General features: G+C 72.1%; 15 protein-coding genes. 10 read left to right on the forward strand and 5 right to left on the reverse strand.

Translation table 11 applies throughout. From position 1 onward, the window contains the following. The first annotated feature begins 125 nt into the window (after window positions 1-125). The 3 genes from EDD54_RS02205 to mltG all read left to right on the forward strand — a co-directional run bounded on the left by EDD54_RS02205 (window position 126) and on the right by mltG (window position 3293). Complete coding sequence (locus tag EDD54_RS02205; protein ID WP_126536984.1) at window positions 126-362, forward strand: acyl carrier protein; 237 nt, start codon at window positions 126-128, stop codon at window positions 360-362. Between the two features lie 211 nt (window positions 363-573). Continuing rightward, complete coding sequence (gene fabF / locus EDD54_RS02210; protein ID WP_126536982.1) at window positions 574-1836, forward strand: beta-ketoacyl-ACP synthase II; 1263 nt, start codon at window positions 574-576, stop codon at window positions 1834-1836. Window positions 1837-1976: 140 nt separating this feature from the next. Beyond that, window positions 1977-3293, forward strand: coding sequence for an endolytic transglycosylase MltG (gene mltG / locus EDD54_RS02215; RefSeq protein ID WP_245515617.1), 1317 nt, complete (start codon window positions 1977-1979; stop codon window positions 3291-3293). 31 nt (window positions 3294-3324) lie between these two features. Here the strand turns inward: mltG and rnr are convergent, their stop codons facing one another. Both rnr and topA read right to left on the reverse strand, forming a co-directional pair. Next, window positions 3325-5634 carry a ribonuclease R gene (rnr, locus tag EDD54_RS02220; protein ID WP_245515618.1) on the reverse strand — a complete coding sequence of 770 codons (2310 nt, stop codon included), beginning with the start codon at window positions 5632-5634 and terminating at the stop codon, window positions 3325-3327. Window positions 5635-5747: 113 nt separating this feature from the next. Then, window positions 5748-8492, reverse strand: a complete 2745-nt coding sequence (gene topA / locus EDD54_RS02225; RefSeq protein WP_126536980.1) for a type I DNA topoisomerase — start codon at window positions 8490-8492, stop codon at window positions 5748-5750. Window positions 8493-8808: 316 nt separating this feature from the next. On the opposite strand from topA, the gene EDD54_RS02230 reads away from it, so the two are divergent. Continuing rightward, entirely contained in the window at window positions 8809-9015 is a 207-nt protein-coding gene (locus tag EDD54_RS02230) for a hypothetical protein (RefSeq protein ID WP_165644662.1), read from the forward strand. 41 nt (window positions 9016-9056) lie between these two features. On the opposite strand, the gene dprA is transcribed toward EDD54_RS02230, so the two are convergent. Continuing rightward, on the reverse strand, window positions 9057-10193 hold the full coding sequence (gene dprA / locus EDD54_RS02235) for a DNA-processing protein DprA (RefSeq protein ID WP_126536976.1): 1137 nt from the start codon (window positions 10191-10193) through the stop codon (window positions 9057-9059). Continuing rightward, on the reverse strand, window positions 10190-10792 hold the full coding sequence (gene plsY, locus EDD54_RS02240) for a glycerol-3-phosphate 1-O-acyltransferase PlsY (RefSeq protein ID WP_245515619.1): 603 nt from the start codon (window positions 10790-10792) through the stop codon (window positions 10190-10192). Before plsY ends, dprA begins: the two co-directional genes overlap by 4 nt. 198 nt (window positions 10793-10990) lie before the next feature. On the opposite strand from plsY, the gene EDD54_RS02245 reads away from it, so the two are divergent. Beyond that, window positions 10991-11638: a glutathione S-transferase family protein gene (locus EDD54_RS02245; protein ID WP_126536972.1), complete on the forward strand. Its 648-nt coding sequence runs from the start codon at window positions 10991-10993 to the stop codon at window positions 11636-11638. A gap of 172 nt (window positions 11639-11810) precedes the next feature. Here EDD54_RS02245 and EDD54_RS02250 read toward each other — a convergent pair whose 3' ends face one another. Further along, window positions 11811-12134 (reverse strand): hypothetical protein, encoded by a 324-nt coding sequence (locus tag EDD54_RS02250; RefSeq protein ID WP_126536970.1) that lies wholly within the window; start codon window positions 12132-12134, stop codon window positions 11811-11813. Window positions 12135-12397: 263 nt separating this feature from the next. Here EDD54_RS02250 and EDD54_RS02255 point away from each other — a divergent pair, with 263 nt between their 5' ends. From EDD54_RS02255 to guaB, 5 genes are all read left to right on the forward strand, one after another. Next, complete coding sequence (locus EDD54_RS02255; protein ID WP_126536968.1) at window positions 12398-13066, forward strand: methyltransferase domain-containing protein; 669 nt, start codon at window positions 12398-12400, stop codon at window positions 13064-13066. A gap of 212 nt (window positions 13067-13278) precedes the next feature. Then, window positions 13279-14823 carry a Ppx/GppA phosphatase family protein gene (locus EDD54_RS02260; protein ID WP_166653426.1) on the forward strand — a complete coding sequence of 515 codons (1545 nt, stop codon included), beginning with the start codon at window positions 13279-13281 and terminating at the stop codon, window positions 14821-14823. A 9-nt stretch (window positions 14824-14832) separates the two neighbouring features. Next, on the forward strand, window positions 14833-15582 hold the full coding sequence (locus tag EDD54_RS02265) for an RlmE family RNA methyltransferase (protein WP_126536966.1): 750 nt from the start codon (window positions 14833-14835) through the stop codon (window positions 15580-15582). A 101-nt stretch (window positions 15583-15683) separates the two neighbouring features. Further along, a complete protein-coding gene (locus EDD54_RS02270) occupies window positions 15684-16151 on the forward strand; it encodes a hypothetical protein (RefSeq protein WP_126536964.1) in 468 nt (155 codons plus the stop codon). A gap of 477 nt (window positions 16152-16628) precedes the next feature. Continuing rightward, window positions 16629-18134 (forward strand): IMP dehydrogenase, encoded by a 1506-nt coding sequence (gene guaB / locus EDD54_RS02275; RefSeq protein WP_126536962.1) that lies wholly within the window; start codon window positions 16629-16631, stop codon window positions 18132-18134. Window positions 18135-18145 lie beyond the last annotated feature (11 nt).

Consider the following 18145-nt stretch of genomic DNA (forward strand, 5'->3'; position numbering starts at 1 on the left):
GTGCCGCGTAACCGGGTCGCACCGATGTCCGCGGTCTCTCCGGCAAGGCTCTCGCCGACCGGTCGGGCCCCGCGGACATCCCCAATCGGCAAGACACAAGACACGTAACACGAGGATCCGTAGAGATGAGCGACATCGCTGAGCGCGTGAAGGGCATCGTGGTCGAGCACCTCGGCGTCGACGCCGACAAGGTTACCCTCGAAGCGTCCTTCATCGAGGACCTCGGGGCCGATTCGCTCGACACCGTCGAGCTCGTGATGGCCTTCGAGGAAGCCTTCGGCGTCGAGATTCCCGACGATGCGGCCGAGACCATCCTGACGGTCGGCGACGCCGTCCGCTTCCTGGAGAAGGCGACCGCCTGACCCTCGACCGCCCCCTCCGCGGGGGCGGGTCCGATCCGCGGCCCCCTTTCGCCGGGGCGGCGGGTCGACGTCCACGGCCGCACGTTCGAAACGTCGGGGGCGAGTCGTCGCGCCGTACCTGTCAAGGTCGGCGGATCGGCCGCCCCCGTCGTCGTCAGAGGACCCGGACCGCCCCCGAAAGTGGCGGTCGCCGCAGGGAGGTTTCCGTCGCATGAGGCGCGTCGTCATCACCGGACTGGGCATGGTCACGCCGCTCGGCTGCGGCGTCGAGACCACCTGGTCGGCGCTGCTCGCCGGTCGGAGCGGCGCTCGCCGGATCACCGAATTCCAGGTCGACGACCTCGCCTGCCAGATCGCCTGCATCATCCCGCGCGGCGACGGCACCGACGGCAGCTTCAATCCGGACGACTGGATGGAGCCGAAGGAGCAGCGCAAGGTCGACGACTTCATCGTCTACGCGATGGCCGCCGCCGATCAGGCCGTGAAGGATTCCGGCTGGCTGCCGACCGACCACGAGGGCCAGACCCGCACCGGCGTGCTGATCGGCTCGGGCATCGGCGGCATCAACGGCATCGTCGAGGCAGGCTTCACGCTGCGCGACAAGGGGCCGCGCCGTCTGTCGCCGTTCTTCATCCCCGGCCGGTTGATCAACCTCGCCTCCGGCCACGTCTCGATCCGCTACGGCTTCAAGGGCCCGAACCACGCGGTCGTCACCGCCTGCTCGACCGGCGCCCACGCCATCGGCGACGCCGCCCGGCTGATCGCTCTCGACGACGCCGACGTCATGATCGCCGGCGGCACCGAGAGCCCGGTCAACCGCATCTCGGTCGCCGGCTTCGCCGCCATGCGGGCGCTGTCGACCGCCTACAACGACAATCCGACCGCCGCCTCGCGTCCCTACGACCGCGACCGCGACGGCTTCGTGATGGGCGAGGGGTCGGGCATCGTGGTGCTCGAGGAACTCGGCCACGCGCTGGCGCGCGGCGCCAAGATCTACGCCGAGGTCGTCGGCTACGGCCTGACCGGCGACGCCCACCACATCACGGCGCCGTCCGAGGACGGCGACGGCGCCTACCGCTGCATGGCGGCGGCGCTGAAGCGGGCCGGCCTGTCGCCCCACGACGTCGACTACGTCAACGCCCACGGCACCTCGACCATGGCCGACGGCATCGAACTCGGCGCGGTCGAGCGTCTGGTCGGCGATGCGGCGCGGACGATCTCGATGTCGTCGACCAAGTCGATGACCGGCCACCTCCTCGGCGCCGCCGGCGCCATCGAGGCGATCTTCTCCACGCTCGCGATCCGCGACGGCGTCGTGCCGCCGACGATCAACCTCGACAATCCCTCGGTCGACACCCAGATCGACCTCGTGCCGCACACGGCGCGCGAGAAGAAGGTGAAGGTCGCCGTCTCCAACTCCTTCGGCTTCGGCGGAACCAACGCCTCGCTGGTCCTCAGGGCCTTCGAGGGCTGACGGCGCGGGGCGGCGAGGCGCGGGCATCCCGGTTTCGCCACATTGCTCCCTAGCCTCCGCGGGGTCGCGCCCGGCCGCCGGCCGGGCGATTCCGACGGGCCGCGTGGCGCGGCCGGTCCCGACACGACACCGAAGGATCCATGGACGACAAGGCGGAGAGCAGGGAGAGCAGGGACCGCGGCGACGGCGCCGCGCGGGCCCGCGTCAACCCCAAGAGCCCGCGGCAGGCGCTGACGCCGGAGCCGGCCCCGGCGCCGCCGCGGTCTCAGCGCGTGCGCAACCCGCTGGTCGTCGCTCTCAACGCGTTGATCTCGCTGGTGATGATCGCTATCATCGCCGGCGCCGGCGTGCTTTACTGGGGCAAGGGCGAGTTCGACCGTCCGGGTCCGCTCGCGGCCGAGAAGACGCTGATGATCCCGCCGAAGTCCGGCCTGCAGGCGATCGCCGACACGCTGGAGCGCGAGGGCGTCATCGACGACCGCTACGTCTTCGTCGGCGGCGTCGCGCTCTACCGCCGCTCCGGCGAGCTCAAGGCCGGCGAATACGCCTTCGCGCCCGGGCTGTCGATGCGCGAGGTGATGGACCTGCTCGTCTCCGGCAAGTCGATCCTGCACCAGATCACCATCCCGGAAGGGCTGACCTCGCGCCAGATCGTCGACCGCATCAAGGCCGACACGACCCTGGTCGGCGAGATCGACGCGCTGCCCGCCGAGGGCTCGCTGCTACCGGAGACCTACAGCTTCACCCGCGGCACCACCCGGGCCCAGATCGTCGAGCAGATGAAGGCCGCCCACGACAAGGCGCTGGCGGCGATCTGGAAGACGCGCGACACCACCCTGCCGATCCGCGACGAGCGCCAGTTCGTGACGTTGGCCTCGATCGTCGAGAAGGAGACGGGCAAGGCCGACGAGCGCCCGCGCGTCGCCGCCGTCTTCGTCAACCGGCTGAAGAAGGGCATGCGGCTGCAGTCGGACCCGACAATCATCTACGGCATCGTCGGTGGCCAGGGCACGCTCGGCCGGTCGATCACCCGCGCCGACATCGAGGCGGAGACACCCTACAACACCTACCGCTTCGCCGGTCTGCCGCCGGGGCCGATCGCCAACCCGGGCCGGGCCGCCCTCGAGGCGGTTGCGCAGCCCTCCGAGACCGACGACCTCTACTTCGTCGCCGACGGCACCGGCGGTCACGTCTTCGCCTCGACGCTCGCCGCCCACAACCGCAACGTCGCCAAGTGGCGCGCGGTCGAGAAGGCTCGTGCCGCCGCCGGCGCCAGCACCGTCGACCAGCGCGATCCCGACGCCGTCGACGGCGGGGCGGACGACGGCGAACCGGTCGGCGAGGCCGCGCCCGACGCCGCCGGCGCGACGGAGGGCGACCCGCTCGACCTGCGCGACGGTCAGCCGCCGCGCAATCCGGACGCCCCGGTGCTGCCGACGCCGAAGCCGGCGGGCTGAAGCCCTTTCCGAATGCCCGGCGGCCGCGCGCTCAGCGTACGCGGCCGGCCTTGCGGACGACGCGGCGCTTGCGGTCGTCGTCGGGCCGCGGGCGCTGGCGGTTCAGCCGCGACCGCGGCATCGGCCGGCCGCGGCGGCCTTCGCTGACGATCTCGAAGCGCAGCGCGCCGGCGAGCGGGGCGACCTCGACCAGCTTGACCTCGACGGCGTCGCCGAGCTGGAAGGTCTCGCCGCTCTGCGAGCCGACGAGGCTGTGGCGTGCCTCGTCGTAGGCGAAGTACTCCGCCCCCAGCGTCGAGATCGGCACGAAGCCGTCGGCGCCGGAGCCCTCCAGCTTGACGAACAGGCCGGACTTGGTGACGCCGCCGATCCGGCCGCGGAACACCGCACCGACCTGATCCGACAGCCAGTCGGCGATCAGCCGATCGATGGTCTCGCGCTCCGCGACCATGGCGCGGCGCTCGCAGGCGGAGATGTCGGCGGCGATGCGGTCGAGCCGTCCCTCGATGCCGTCGGGCAGGCCGTCGTCGCCGAGCCCGAGCGCGCCGATCAGGGCGCGGTGCACGATCAGGTCGGCATAGCGCCGGATCGGCGAGGTGAAGTGGGCGTAGCGGCGCAGGTTGAGGCCGAAATGGCCGATGTTGATCGGCGAATACTCGGCTTGGCTCTGCGAGCGCAGCACCACCTCGTTGACGAGATGGCGGTTCGGCGTGTCCTGGACCTTGGCGAGGATGGTGTTGAACACGTCCGGCCTGAGGTTGCCCTGCTTGGCGATCTTGAGGTCCATGCTGCCGAGGAACTCGCGCAGGTTCTCGAGCTTGGACAGCGACGGCTGGTCGTGGACCCGGTAGACCAACGGCGAGCGTCGGCCCTCCAGCGTCTCCGCGGCGGCGACGTTGGCCTGGATCATGAACTCCTCGATCAGCTTGTGGGCGTCGAGGCGTTCGGGGATGACGACCCGGTCGACCGTGCCGTCCGGCTTCAGCAGGATCTTGCGCTCGGGCAGGTCGAGTTCCAGCGGCTCGCGGGTGTCGCGGCCGCGCTTCAGCACGGCATAGGCCTCCCAGAGCGGGCGCAGGACGGCGTCGAGCAGCGGGCCGGTGCGCTCGTCGGGCCGGCCGTCGATGGCGGCCTGGGCCTGCTGGTAGGCGAGCTTGGCGGCCGAGCGCATCATCACGCGGTGGAAGCTGTGGCGCAGCTTGCGCCCCTCGGCGTCGAACACCATGCGGACGGCGAGGGCGGGGCGGTCGACCGCCTCCTTCAGCGAGCAGAGGTCGTTGGAGATCCGCTCCGGCAGCATCGGGATGACGCGGTCGGGGAAGTAGACCGAGTTGCCGCGCTTCAGCGCCTCCTTGTCGAGCGCCGAGCCGGGCCGGACGTAGCGGGCGACGTCGGCGATCGCGACGGTGGCGATCCAGCCGCCGGGGTTGGCCGCGTCGGGATCCGGTGCGGCGTGGACCGCGTCGTCGTGGTCCTTGGCGTCCGGCGGATCGATGGTGACGAGCGGCAGGTCGCGCCAGTCCTCGCGCCCGGCGAGCGGCGCGGGCAGGGCGGCCTCGGCCTCCGCGAGCGCGGGGGCCGGGAAGATGTGCGGGATCTCGTTGGCGTGGATGGCGATCATCGAGACCGCCTTCTCCGACTTCAGCGACCCCACTCGCTCGATCACCCGGGCGTGGGAGAGCCCGGCGCGGCTCTGGTGCACCACCGCCACCGAGACGAGGTCGCCGTCCTCGGCGCCGCCCATCAGCTCGGACGGGATCAGGAATTCGGCCTGCTGCTTCTTCGAGATCGGCAGCAGGCGGGCGCCGCCCGGCGCTTCGCGGACGATGCCGAGGATGCCCTCGGGCTTGCGGTCGAGCAGCTTGATCACCCGCACCGCCGCGCGCGCCACGGCCTCGTAGCCGGCGGGCAGGTCGACGACGCGGCCGAGGAAGCGGTCGCCGGGGCCGAGCGAGGGCACGCCCGGCGGCCGGCGCCGCTCTGAGGTGGCGACCAGCAGCCGCGGCACCGGCGCTTCGGTGTCCGCGGCGGTCGGATCGGCGGCGGCCGGCTCGGCGAACAGGTCGCCGTCGTCGTCGACCTCGACCACCTCGCAGACCAGCACCGGCGGCAGGGCGCCGGGTTTGGCGAGCCGCTTGGCGCGGCGCTCGATCAGGCCCTCCTGCTCGAGCTCGCGCAAAAGGTGCTTCAGCGCCACCCGCGCCTCGCCCTTGACCTCGAAGGCGCGCGCGATGTCGCGCTTGGTCGCCTTCGCCGGCTGCTCGGCGATGAAGCGCAGCACCGCCTCGCGGCTGGGGAACGGCGTGGCGGGGCTGTCGGTGTCGCGATTCTTTCTGGCCAACGGGCGGCGTCCTCGGATCTCGGGACGCCGACCTTATCGCGTCGGGCCGGGGATGTCGCGTGGCGGCGACGCGGGGCGGATCCGCGCGGAAGCGGATCCGCCGTGCCGGCCGCTCACGAGGCCTTGCGGGCGCGCGGCTTGGCGGGCGCGGCGTCCTCGGCGGCGGTCTTCGCCGCCGCCTTCGCCCGGGCCGGCTTCTTCGCGGCGGCGGCCGGAGCCTCGCCGTCGGCGGCCTCGGCCTTGGCCGCCGTCTTGGCCTTGGCCTTGGCGGGTTTCTTCTCGGCGTCGTCGGCGGTCTTGGCGGCGGCCTTCTTCGCCGTCGGCTTGGCCTTGGCGACGGGGGCCTTGCCGGCCTTCTCGGTGAGGAGAGCGACCGCCTGCTCGACCGTCACCGCCTGCGGGTCCGAACCCTTCGGCAGCGTGGCGTAGACCTTGCCCCAGGCGACGTAGGGGCCGTAGCGGCCGTCGCGGACCGTGATCTCGCCGCCGGCGACCGGATGCTCGCCGAGGGTCTTCAGCGCCGCCGGAGTCGAACGGCCGCGGCCGCCCTTCTCCTTCTTCTCGGCGAGCACGGCGACGGCGCGGTTGAGGCCGACCGTGAACACCTCGTCGACGGAGTCGAGGTTGGCGTAGACGCCGTCGTGGGCGACGTAGGGGCCGTAGCGGCCGATGTTGGCCTCGATCGGCTTGCCTGTCTCCGGATGGGCGCCGACCTGTCGCGGCAGCTCGAGCAGCGTCAGTGCCTTGGCGAGGTCGATCTGGTCGACGGTCCAACCCTTCGGCAGCGACGAGCGCTTCGGCTTGTCGCCCTCGCCGAGCTGGACGTAGGGCCCGAAGCGGCCGGAGCGCAGCGACACCTCGAGGCCGGTCTTCGGGTCGGTGCCGAGCACCTTGGTGCCGTCGCCGCCGATGCCCTCGGCCTGATCGTCGCCCGAGCCGGTGCCGAGCTGGCGGGTGTAGCGGCACTCCGGATAGTTCGAGCAGCCGATGAAGGCGCCGAACTTACCGAGCTTCAGCGAGAGCCGGCCGGTGCCGCAGGTCGGGCAGCTGCGCGGGTCGGACCCGTCGGCGCGGGCGGGGAAGACGTGGGCGGCGAGGCCGTCGTTGAGGGCGTCGAGCACCTGGGCGACGCGCAGTTCCTTGACGTCGGCGATGCGCTTGTTGAACTCGTCCCAGAAGCGGCGCAGCACCTCGCGCCACTCGAGTTCGCCGGCCGAGATGCGGTCGAGGTCCTCCTCGAGGCCGGCCGTGAAGTCGTATTCGACGTAGCGGTCGAAGAAGCTCTCGAGGAAGGCCGTGACGATCCGGCCCTTGTCGGAGGGGATCAGGCGTTTCTTGTCGACGGCGACGTAGTCGCGGTCGCGCAGCGTGGCGAGCGTCGAGGCGTAGGTCGAGGGCCGGCCGATGCCGAGCTCCTCCATCTTCTTGACCAGCGTCGCCTCGGTGTAGCGCGGCGGCGGCTCGGTGAAGTGCTGGGTGGCGGCGATCGAGCGGCGGGCGAGGGCGTCGCCGCGCGCCATCCGCGGCAGCCGGCCGCCGTCCTCGTCCTCCTCGTCGTCGCGGCCCTCCTGGTAGAGGGTCAGGAAGCCGTCGAAGCGCACGACCGAGCCGGTGGCGCGCAGCCCGGCGCGGGCGCCGTCCTTCGTCGCGGCGATGTCCGCGGTGGTGCGCTCGAACTCGGCGCTCTCCATCTGGCTGGCGACGGTGCGCTTCCAGATCAGCTCGTAGAGCTTGGCCTGCTCGTCCTCGAGGAAGGGCGCGACCGCGCGCGGCAGCCGGCCGAGGTCGGTCGGGCGGATCGCCTCGTGGGCCTCCTGGGCGTTCTTGGCCTTGGTGGAATAGTGGCGCGGCTTTTCCGGCAGGTAGCGTTCGCCGTATTCGCGCGTGATCACCGCACGGGTGGCGGCGATCGCCTCGGGGGCGATCTGGACGCCGTCGGTTCGCATGTAGGTGATCAGGCCGACGGTCTCGCCGCCACCGACGTCGACGCCCTCGTAGAGGCGCTGGGCGATCTGCATGGTGCGCTGGGCCGAGAAGCCGTGCTTGCGCGAGGCCTCCATCTGCAGCGTCGAGGTGGTGAAGGGCGCCGACGGATTGCGCCGCTGCGGCTTCGATTCGACCTGCTCGACCGCGAAGGCCGCGCCCTCGAGGAAGCGGCGGATCGCGCTGGCGCTCGCCTCGTCCTTGACGTCGAGGCGACCGACCTTGCGGCCCTCCCACTCGGTCAGGCGGGCCTCGAACTCGTCGCCGGCCGGCGTCGCCAGCCGGGCGAGGATCTGCCAGTATTCCTGCGACTTGAAGGTCTCGATCTCGTTTTCGCGGGCGCAGACGAGGCGCAGCGCCACCGACTGCACCCGGCCGGCCGAACGGGCGCCCGGCAGCTTGCGCCACAGCACCGGCGACAGCGTGAAGCCGACGAGATAGTCGAGCGCGCGGCGGGCGAGATAGGCGGCCACCAGCGGCTCGTCGATGTCGCGCGGCTTGGCCATGGCGTCGAGCACGGCCTGCTTGGTGATGGCGTTGAACACCACCCGCTGCACCGGCTTGCCCTTCAGCACGCGCTTGGCGTTCAGCACCTCGAGCACGTGCCAGGAGATCGCCTCGCCCTCGCGGTCGGGGTCGGTGGCGAGGATGACCCGGTCGGAGGTCTTCGCCGCCGCGGCGATGTCGGCGAGGCGCTTGCCGGCCTTGCCGTCCACTTCCCACGTCATCGAGAAGTCCTGGTCGGGATCGACCGACCCGTCCTTGGCCGGCAGGTCGCGGACGTGACCGTAGGAGGCCAGGACCTGAAAGTCCTTGCCCAGGTACTTGTTGATGGTCTTCGCCTTGGCGGGCGATTCCACGATCACGAGGTTCATCGGGTCTCGACTGACGACTGTCGGTTGGGGAGCGCCGGCGCGGGGCTCCGCCGCCGTGGCCGGCCGCCGCAGCGCACCGCCGCCCCCTCAATGGAGGATGAGGGCACGGCGGGTCAAGTCGCGGCGGACCCGAGGGTGTCCGGTTGGGTGCGTCTGCATCCAAAACGTGCCGATGAACGTTGCTACCACCTTTCGTCAATATGCGTCTTCAGGTAGTATGCGCTTGGTAGTCGCGCGCCATGAGGCGTCATAACGTGATCCTTCACGATCCGGACGGGGGCGAGGGTCTGTCTTCATGGACGATCGGATAGAGACCTTGGAATTCGCCCGCCTGGAGCGGGCCGAGTACATCGAGCGCATGACGCAGGAGCTCAGCCGTCTGGCGGCCGGCGCCAACCTGCCCATGCTCGCGTATCTTCTGGAGATGGCCGCCGAAGAAGCTGCCGCGCTTCGGGAATCGGCCAAGGTCAGGCTCGCGCCGGAGGAGGTTCTCGGTCGCGCGCCGCGCGGCGGCGCGCCCTGACGCGCCAGTCGGTCGGGAGCGCGGCGTCGAGGGGGCGCCGCTCAGCCCACCAGCGAGACGAGTTGGCCGCCGTGGCGCTCCAGCCGACCGGCGATGTCGAGCTCCAGGATCACCAGCGACACAACCCGGGGGTGCAGCCCCGTGTGGAGAACGAGGTCGTCGATCGCGGTCGGCACCGGTCCGAGCGCCGAAAGGACGAGACCGCGTGCCGCGTCGTCGACACCGATCGGGGTGTCGTCGCCCGCGCCGGGCTCCGCGGCGCCGTCGCCGCCGAGGCCGCGACCGAGCACGGAGGCGAGGCTCTCCATGATGTCGGCGATGCCGGTCACCAGCGTCGCGCCGCCGCGGATCAGGCGGTTGGTGCCTTCGGCGCGCGGGTCGAGCGGCGAGCCGGGCACCGCCAGCACCTCTCGGCCCTGGTCGGCGGCGAAGCGGGCGGTGTGCAGCGTGCCCGAGCGCGCCGCCGCCTCGACGACCACCACCGCGATCGCGCTGCCCGAGACGATGCGGTTGCGGCGCGGGAAGTCCTGCGCCCGCGGCACCCAGCCGAACGGCATCTCGGTGACGATCGCGCCGCCGGCGGCAACGATCTCCGCGACGAGCGGGGCGTGCTCCTCGGGATAGACGTGGTCGATGCCGCCGGCGACCACCGCCATCGTTCCGCCCGCGAGCGAGGCGCGGTGCGCCGCCGCGTCGATGCCGCGGGCGAGGCCCGAGACGACCACGAGCCCCTCCTCGGAAAGGCCGCGGGCGATCCGGTCGGCCATCTTGATCCCGGGGATCGAGGCGTTGCGCGAGCCGACCACCGCCACGGCGGGCCGGGCCGCGAGCGATGCGCCGCCACCCTTGACCGTCAGCACCGGCGGCGGCGAGTCGAGCCGGCGCAGCGCCGCCGGATAGTCCGGTTCACCGATCGTCACGATCCGTGCGCCGGCCTTCTCGGTGCGCTCGATCTCCCGCTCGACCTCGGCCACCGAGGGAACCGAGGGCACCCGGCGCGAGCCGCCGCGGCGGGCGAGGTCGGGCAGGGCGTCGATGGCGTCGCGGGCCGAGCCGAAGTGGTTGACCAGGCTGCGGAAGGTGGCGGGGCCGACGTTCTCCGCGCGGATCAGCCGCAGCCACGCGACCCGCTGGTCGTGGCCGAGGCCGACCCGGCCGGGCGCGTCGGCGCCGCTCACGACTTCTGCCCGATGCGGCCCTCGGTCCCCGAGAGCAGGCGGCGGATGTTGGCGTGGTGCTTGACCCAGACGATCGCCGACAGCGCCGCCATCACCGCGGCCGTGGTCGGGCGCTCGAACCACCAGATCGCCGCCGGCACCACCACGGTCGCGACCAGGGCCGACAGCGAGGAGTAGCGCGTCAGGTAGGCGACCGCGATCCAGACGCCGGCGAAGATCAGCACCGCCGGCCAGAACAGGCCCAGGAGGACGCCGATGTAGGTGGCGACGCCCTTGCCGCCGCGAAAGCCGAGCCAGACCGGGAAGAGGTGGCCGAGGAAGGCGCCCGCGCCGGCCGCGACCGCGACCGTCTCGCCGAACTGCCAGCCGACCAGCACCGGCACGGTGCCCTTGAGGGCGTCGAACAGCAGCGTCGCCGCGGCGAGGCCCTTGCGGCCGGTGCGCAGCACGTTGGTGGCGCCGATGTTGCCCGAACCGATGCTGCGCACGTCGCCGAGACCGGCCATGCGCGTCAGGATCAGGCCGAAGGGGATCGACCCCGAGAGATAGCCCGCGAGGGCCGCGACGGCGAGGAGGGCGGTGGACGTCGGGTCGGGCACGATCGGATCCGGTCGAGGCGGGTGGATGCGAAACGGTTAGACCATCGCCGCCTCGCCGTCATCCCCGGCCCGCGCAAGCGGTCACGCCGCCGTCACGGGCGGCGCCGCCGGACGGCCGGCTTCCGGCTTGACCACGCGCGGCGGCGCACCGACCATCCGTTCCGCGCGGGCACCCTCGAACCGGACGGAGGCGGGCGGATGAAGCTCGTGATCGGGAACAAGAACTATTCGTCGTGGTCGCTGCGCGGCTGGCTGGCGGCCAAGGCCGCGGGCCTTCCCTTCGAGGAGGTGCTGATCGACCTCGACGGCCCCGGCACCGCGGCCGAGATCGGCGCCCACTCACCGTCCGGCCGGGTGCCGGCGCTGATCGACGGCGACGTCGTGGTCTGGGATTCGCTGGCGATCGGCGAGTATCTCGCCGAGAAGGCGCCCGCCGCCGGCCTGTGGCCGGCCGACGCCGGTGCGCGCGCCTTCGCCCGCTCGATCGTGGCCGAGATGCACGCGGGCTTCGGAGCGCTGCGCAACCACATGCCGATGAACATCCGCCGACCGCCCGCGCCGCGCCCGCCGGACGACGCCGTCGCCGCCGACGTCGCCCGCATCGCCGCGATCTGGCGCGAGGCGCGCGGCCGATTCGGCACCGGCGGGCCCTATCTCTTCGGCCGCTTCACCCTCGCCGACTGCGCCTACGCCCCCGTCGCCAGCCGATTCGCCACCTATTCGGTCCCGCTCGACGACGTCTGCGCCGCCTATGTCGAGAGCGTGCTGTCCCATCCGGCGATGGTCGAGTGGAGCACGGCCGCCCGTGCCGAGACCTGGGTGGTCGCCGCCGACGAGGTCGACTGACCGGCGCGCCCGCGGCGCCCCGGCCTCGGACGGGGACGCGGGCGCTGCGGCCCCGGTCGTGTGTCCGGGGGTACCGCGGGCGACGCGCGCCGGCACCGGCGCCGACCGTCGTGTCCCCCGGCAACGGCGCGTCGCGGCGAGGGTCTCGCGGCGGATCGTCCATTCCACCGGATCATTCGCCGTCGTCGCGGCAGTATTTCGGTCGGCGCGGGTCGAGTTTGCGCGACGGCCAGTCCCGACAGCGCTCGAACACCGTCGGCGGCGGCGCGGCCGGGCGCGGCGGCGGCGCGGCGACGTCCGGGTTCGGATCCGGAATTCTCAACGGCGACGGGCTCTTGCGTGGCCACTGCAGGATCGGCGGCGGCGTCGTCGGCAGCCGGCGGATCTGCCCCGGCAACGGTTCCACGGCGACCGCCGGCGCGGAATCGAGCACGCCCAAGAGAAAGGCGGCGCCTATCAGGGCGCGCGGAAATAGGTCAGCCAGCTTGCCGGACACGGCGGTTCTCCTTCGTCCGGGCCGGGGAGGGCACCATCGTATCATCGGCGGCATCTATCATCACACAGAGAGTTTCTATTAGTGATTTTGACTATGACGGCTTGCTTTTCCGCTCGAATTGAGGGGATGATGAGGCCAACCCCCGTCCACGGGCGTGAACCTCGCGGAACGTCGGACCCAAGAAGACGAAGACACGGCCGGGACCAACGGTCGGCACCGAGGAACGTCGACACCGGCTGCAAGACCGGGTTGGAGGAAACACGATGAGTGCTGTCAACGCTCCGATCGGAGGACGGATCGGTCTGGCGCAGCGTCTCGGTCGGATCGCCTCGGGCTTCTCGCTCGATCGCCTCCGTCCGGCCGCGGTTCATCGCGTCGCTGCCGCGGATCTCGCGCCTTCGCGGACCGAAACCCTGCTGCGCCGCCATCTCAAGGGCCTCGGCGAGGGTGCCGTGGTGATCGAGATCGGCCACGTCGGGGCCGGTCACGCCGACTGGCTCGCCGACGGCATCGCCCACCGCCTCGTCCCGGTCTCCGACGCCGGCCGCTCCGATCCCTGCACGACCTGCCTCGCCGACCTGCCGGCCGGCAGCGTCGACGCGGTCTTCTCGGTCGACACCATCGAATACGTCCGTGCGCCCTGGCGCCTCGCCGACGACGTCGCGCGGGTGCTGAAGCCGGGCGGCGTGACCTTCCACACCACCGTCTTCACCACGCGCTACCAGCCGCAGCCCGAGGACTTCTTCCGCTACACCCCGGAAGGGCTGAAGTCGCTGTTCTCGGCCTTCGACTGTCTGACCGCCGAGTTCGACGCCACCGAACGCCGCCGCGCCGCGCCGGCGGGCCGCCGCGACGCCGGGGCCGACATCTTCGGCGGCTCGCGCGAGGGCTGGCGCGTCCACTACGCCGGCCGGAAGATGCTGCTGCGCTAAATCGGTTCGATCCGCCGCGTTGCCCGAACCCGCCGCGCGACCCGCGGCGGGTTTCGTTCGTCCGCGGGCCGCGAGCCCGGACCGTGCCGGTCGCGGTGCCGCTCGCAAGCGCCCTTTGCCTTCCCGTCGCACCCCTGTTACCTTCGACGGGACGACAGCATGGAGACGCCGGCTCGAGCCCTAAAGGTTCGCCGTGGCGTCGGAGACGAGACGTGAACGACGCGGGCGAGTTCAACGGCCGCGCTGATTCCGTTCCCCACCCGGACCAGCCGGCGGCCCAGAAGCCGGCGACCTCCGAAGGTGGCCTCTCGAAGCGAGCGGCGCGCCGGCGCCGCAAGCGCCGCGCCGCATCGGGCGACGGTGGCGAGAGGGTGGAGACGGTATCGGCGCCAGCCGCGGTGAAGGAAAAGCGGCCGGACCGCCGGCGCGCTCCCGAAGGTGGCGACGAGGCGGCGCGCGCCGGTAAGCGCACGCGCCGCGCCAAGCGTCCCCATCCCCCGGCGCCGGGTCGCCGCGAGGACAGCCTGCGCGGCGTCCGCCAGACCCAACCGACCCAGGGCGGACGCGGCGACGCACCGGCCCGTACCGACGCCCGCGGTCGCCGCGGCGGGGAGGGGCGCGGCCGGCCGCAGCCTCCCCAGCCGCCGGTCCGCCAGATCGACGGCACCGGCAACGACGTCCGCCGTCTGCCCGCCCGCACCCACGAGGGCGACGGGCACCGCCCGCACGGCCGCGGCGGCGCGCCGCTCTACGCCGCGCTCGACCTCGGCACCAACAACTGCCGCCTCCTGATCGCCGAACCGCAGGAGCGCGGCTTCCGCGTCGTCGACGCCTTCTCGCGAATCGTCCGGCTCGGCGAGGGCATCGGCAAGTCCGGCCGCCTCGGCGACGCCGCCATGGACCGCGCCGTCGAGGCATTGGCGATCTGCCGGCAGAAGATGGCCGACCACGACGTCCGCCGCATGCGCCTCGTCGCCACCGAGGCCTGCCGCGCCGCCGACAACGGCACCGCCTTCCTGGAGCGCGTGCGCGCCGAGACCGGCCTGGCGCTCGAGATCGTCAACCGCGAGACCGAGGCCCGCCTCGCCGTCGCCGGCTGCGCTACGCTGGTCGACCGCCGCGCCGAGGGCGTGCTGCTGTTCGACATCGGCGGCGGCTCGTCGGAACTGGTCTGGCTCGACCTCCGCAACCGCGGCGAGGCCCGCGGCGTCGCGCTGACCCGCTTCATCAAGGCGTGGACGTCGCTGCCCGTCGGCGTCGTCACGCTGTCGGAGCGCCACGGCGGCGTCACCGTGACGCCGGACGTGTTCGACGCCATGGTCGACGAGGTCGCCGCCATGGTCGACGCCTTCACCGGCATCGAGGACATCGCCCCGGTGATCGCCCGCGGCGGCGTGCACATGCTCGGCACCTCCGGCACGGTGACGACGCTCGCCGGCATCCACCTCGGCCTCAAGCGCTACGACCGCCGCCGTGTCGACGGCGTCTGGCTCGAGGACGCCGACGTCGACCAGATGGTCGGCCGGCTCGTCGCGATGAGCTACGAGGAGCGCGTCGCCAACCCCTGTATCGGCGCCGACCGCGCCGACCTGGTGCTGGCCGGCTGCGCCATCCTCGAGGGTATCCGCCGGCGCTGGCCGTGCCCGCGGCTGCGCGTCGCCGACCGCGGCTTGCGCGAGGGCATCCTCGTCGAACTGATGGCGCGCGACGGCGTCTGGCGCCGGCGGCCGCGTCCCGCCCCCGTCGCCCAGAACTGAGGATCGACCGTGGCCGACAAGAAGACCCCCGACAAGCCGAAGGGCAAGGGCCGCGCCGACACCGGCCTCAAGGTGCGGGTGAAGACCGCGCGCGGCCGCACCGCGTCGTCGACGCGCTGGCTGCAGCGCCAGCTCAACGATCCCTACGTCGTCAAGGCGCGCAAGGAGGGCTGGCGCTCGCGCGCCGCCTTCAAGCTGATCGAGATCGACGAGAAGCACAAACTGCTGAAGCGCGGCCAGCGTGTCGTCGACCTCGGCGCCGCGCCGGGCGGCTGGTGCCAGGTGGCGGCCAGGATCACGGGCTCGACGCCGACCAACCCGCTCGTCGTCGGCATCGACTTCCTGGAGATGGACGCCGTCACCGGCGTCACGTTCCTCCAGAAGGACTTCCTCGACGAGGACGCCCCGGCCGCCCTGATGGCCGCCCTCGGCGGGCACAACCCCGACGTCGTCCTCTCCGACATGGCCTCGCCGACCACCGGCCACCACAAGACCGACTACCTGCGCACCGCCTACCTCTGCGAGGTCGCCGCCGCCTTCGCGGTCGACGTGCTGAATCCCGGCGGCAGCTTCGTCGCCAAGGTCTTCCGCGGCGGCACGGAAAACGACCTGCTCGCGCTCCTGAAGCAGAATTTCGCCCAGGTCTTCCACATCAAGCCGCCGTCGAGCCGCCAGGAGAGCGTCGAGATGTACGTGGTGGCCAAGGGCTTCAAGGGCAGGCGCGCGGCGCCGGAGGCGGACGGCGACGAGACCGGCTGAGGCGGGGCTCCGACCGCCGCGGAGGTCCGCCGCGACCGTCCCGTAATCCCCCCGCGAGGGGCCGGCCGCCGGGCCGCGCCCGCGAGAGGGGGACCGGACCGATGAAGACCTTCGCCACGATCGCCGCGGCCACCGTCGTCGCCCTCGCGCTCGCCGCCCCGGCGTCCGCGGGAGTCCTCGCCTACGCCTCGAACACCGCTCCCGATCCGGTCAACGCGCCGGACTACCTGATCCTCGGCAACGGCGCGACGTCGCTCGCCTTCTCGGTGACCGTGCCGAAGGTGGTGATGATCACCTTCACCGCCGAATGCGGCTTCGGTTCCGACAAGGGCTACGCCGCGATCGACATCCTGGTCGACGGCATCCCGGTCGGCGCCACCGCCGGCACCGACGACGCCTTCTGCACCGGCCGTCTGCCGGGCACCGTTTCCGGGCTCGGCATGCGCTCGGTCACCGTGCCGCTGCCGGTCGGACCGGGCGCACACAGCGTTCGCGTCAAGGCCTATCCGGTCGGCGCCGCCGGCGCGACGGTGTGGATCGACGACAGCACCACCATCGTCCACGATTGAGGGCGCCCCCGCGGGATGATCTCGGCTCGGGGTGGGAGGTCAGCTCGGGGAGGGGGTGGGAGGTCGTCGCGCGGACAAGTGTCGAGTCCGGCCACCCTGGATCGGTCCCGGCTTCGATAGGGCAACCATGTGGAGCCGACCTTCATCCTTCCCCTCAGGGGAAGGTGGCCCGAAGGGCCTGAATGGGTCGGGGTTCCGTGGGCAACTCGGCCGACGTCGCGGGCGGAACGGACTCCTCCGTCGCCCGTCGCGACCCCTCCCCCTCGCTTCGCTCGGCCCCTCCCCTGAGGGGAGGGACGCTTCGAGCCGTCGGGCGATCGCCCCGAGCGCCTCAGCTTTCCGCTTTCCCAACCATCATACCCGTGTTAGACACCGCCGCCAACTTCCAACGGTTTCCGGTCCGCCGGGCGAGTCGCTGACGCGGCCCGCCCGTTGTTCTTTTCCCGGGACCGCCCACGACAAGTCCAGGAGTTGGCAATGGCCGCATTCTTCGATCCCGTCCACGGCGGCGAGCTCGCGCTCACCTTCGACGACGTCCTGCTGAAGCCCGGCCACTCCGAGGTGATGCCCTCCGAGACCGACGTCCGGACCCGGCTGACCCGCGACATCGAACTGAACATCCCGCTGCTGTCGTCGGCGATGGACACCGTCACCGAGGGCCGTCTCGCCATCGCGATGGCGCAGGCCGGCGGCATCGGCGTGATCCACCGCAACCTGACGCCGGAGATCCAGGCCGAGCAGGTCCGCCAGGTCAAGAAGTTCGAGAGCGGCATGGTGGTGAACCCGGTCGTGATCGGACCGGAGGCGACGCTGCGCGACGCGCTCGACCTGATGAAGCGCCACAACATCTCCGGCATCCCGGTCGTCGAGAACGCCGGGGAGGGCGGCCGCGTCACCGGCCGTCTGGTCGGCATCCTGACCAACCGCGACGTCCGCTTCGCCTCCGACCCCGGCCAGCGCGTCTACGAGCTGATGACGCGCGAGAATCTCGTCACCGTCCGCGAGGGCGTCGGCCAGGACGAGGCCAAGCGCCTGCTGCACAAGCACCGCATCGAGAAGCTGCTGGTGGTCGACGACCAGTACCGCTGCACCGGCCTGATCACCGTCAAGGACATCGAGAAGGCGCAGCTGCACCCGAACGCCGCCAAGGACGACCAGGGCCGCCTGCGCGTCGCCGCCGCCACCACCGTCGGCGACCAGGGCTTCGAGCGCTCCGAGCGCCTGATCGACGCCGGCGTCGACCTGCTCGTCGTCGACACCGCCCACGGCCACTCCCAGCGCGTGCTCGACGCCGTCGGCAAGGTCAAGAAGCTGTCGAACCGGGTGCAGGTGATCGCCGGCAACGTCGCCACCGCCGATGGCACCAAGGCGCTGATCGACGCCGGCGCCGACGCGGTCAAGGTCGGCATCGGCCCGGGCTCGATCTGCACCACCCGCATCGTGGCGGGCGTCGGCGTGCCGCAGCTGACCGCGATCATGGAGAGCGTGGCGGCCGCCCGCGACGCCGGCGTGCCGGTGATCGCCGACGGCGGCATCCGCTTCTCCGGCGACCTCGCCAAGGCGCTCGCCGCCGGCGCGTCGGCGGTGATGATCGGCTCGCTGTTCGCCGGCACCGACGAGAGCCCGGGCGAGGTCTACCTGCACCAGGGCCGCAGCTACAAGTCCTACCGCGGCATGGGCTCGGTCGGCGCGATGGCGCGCGGCTCGGCCGACCGCTACTTCCAGGCCGAGGTGCGCGACGCCCTCAAGCTGGTGCCCGAGGGCATCGAGGGCCAGGTGCCCTACAAGGGCCCGCTGTCGAGCGTGCTGCACCAGCTGGTCGGCGGCATCCGCGCCGCCATGGGCTACGTCGGCGCCCACACCATCGAGGAACTACAGGACAAGGCCCGCTTCGTGCGGATCTCCTCGGCCGGCATGCGCGAGAGCCACGCCCACGACGTGACGATCACCCGCGAGAGCCCGAACTACCCCGGTTCCGTCTGACACCGGGCGCG

Source organism: Oharaeibacter diazotrophicus, from assembly GCF_004362745.1.
GTDB classification, from domain to species: Bacteria; Pseudomonadota; Alphaproteobacteria; order Rhizobiales; family Pleomorphomonadaceae; genus Oharaeibacter; species Oharaeibacter diazotrophicus.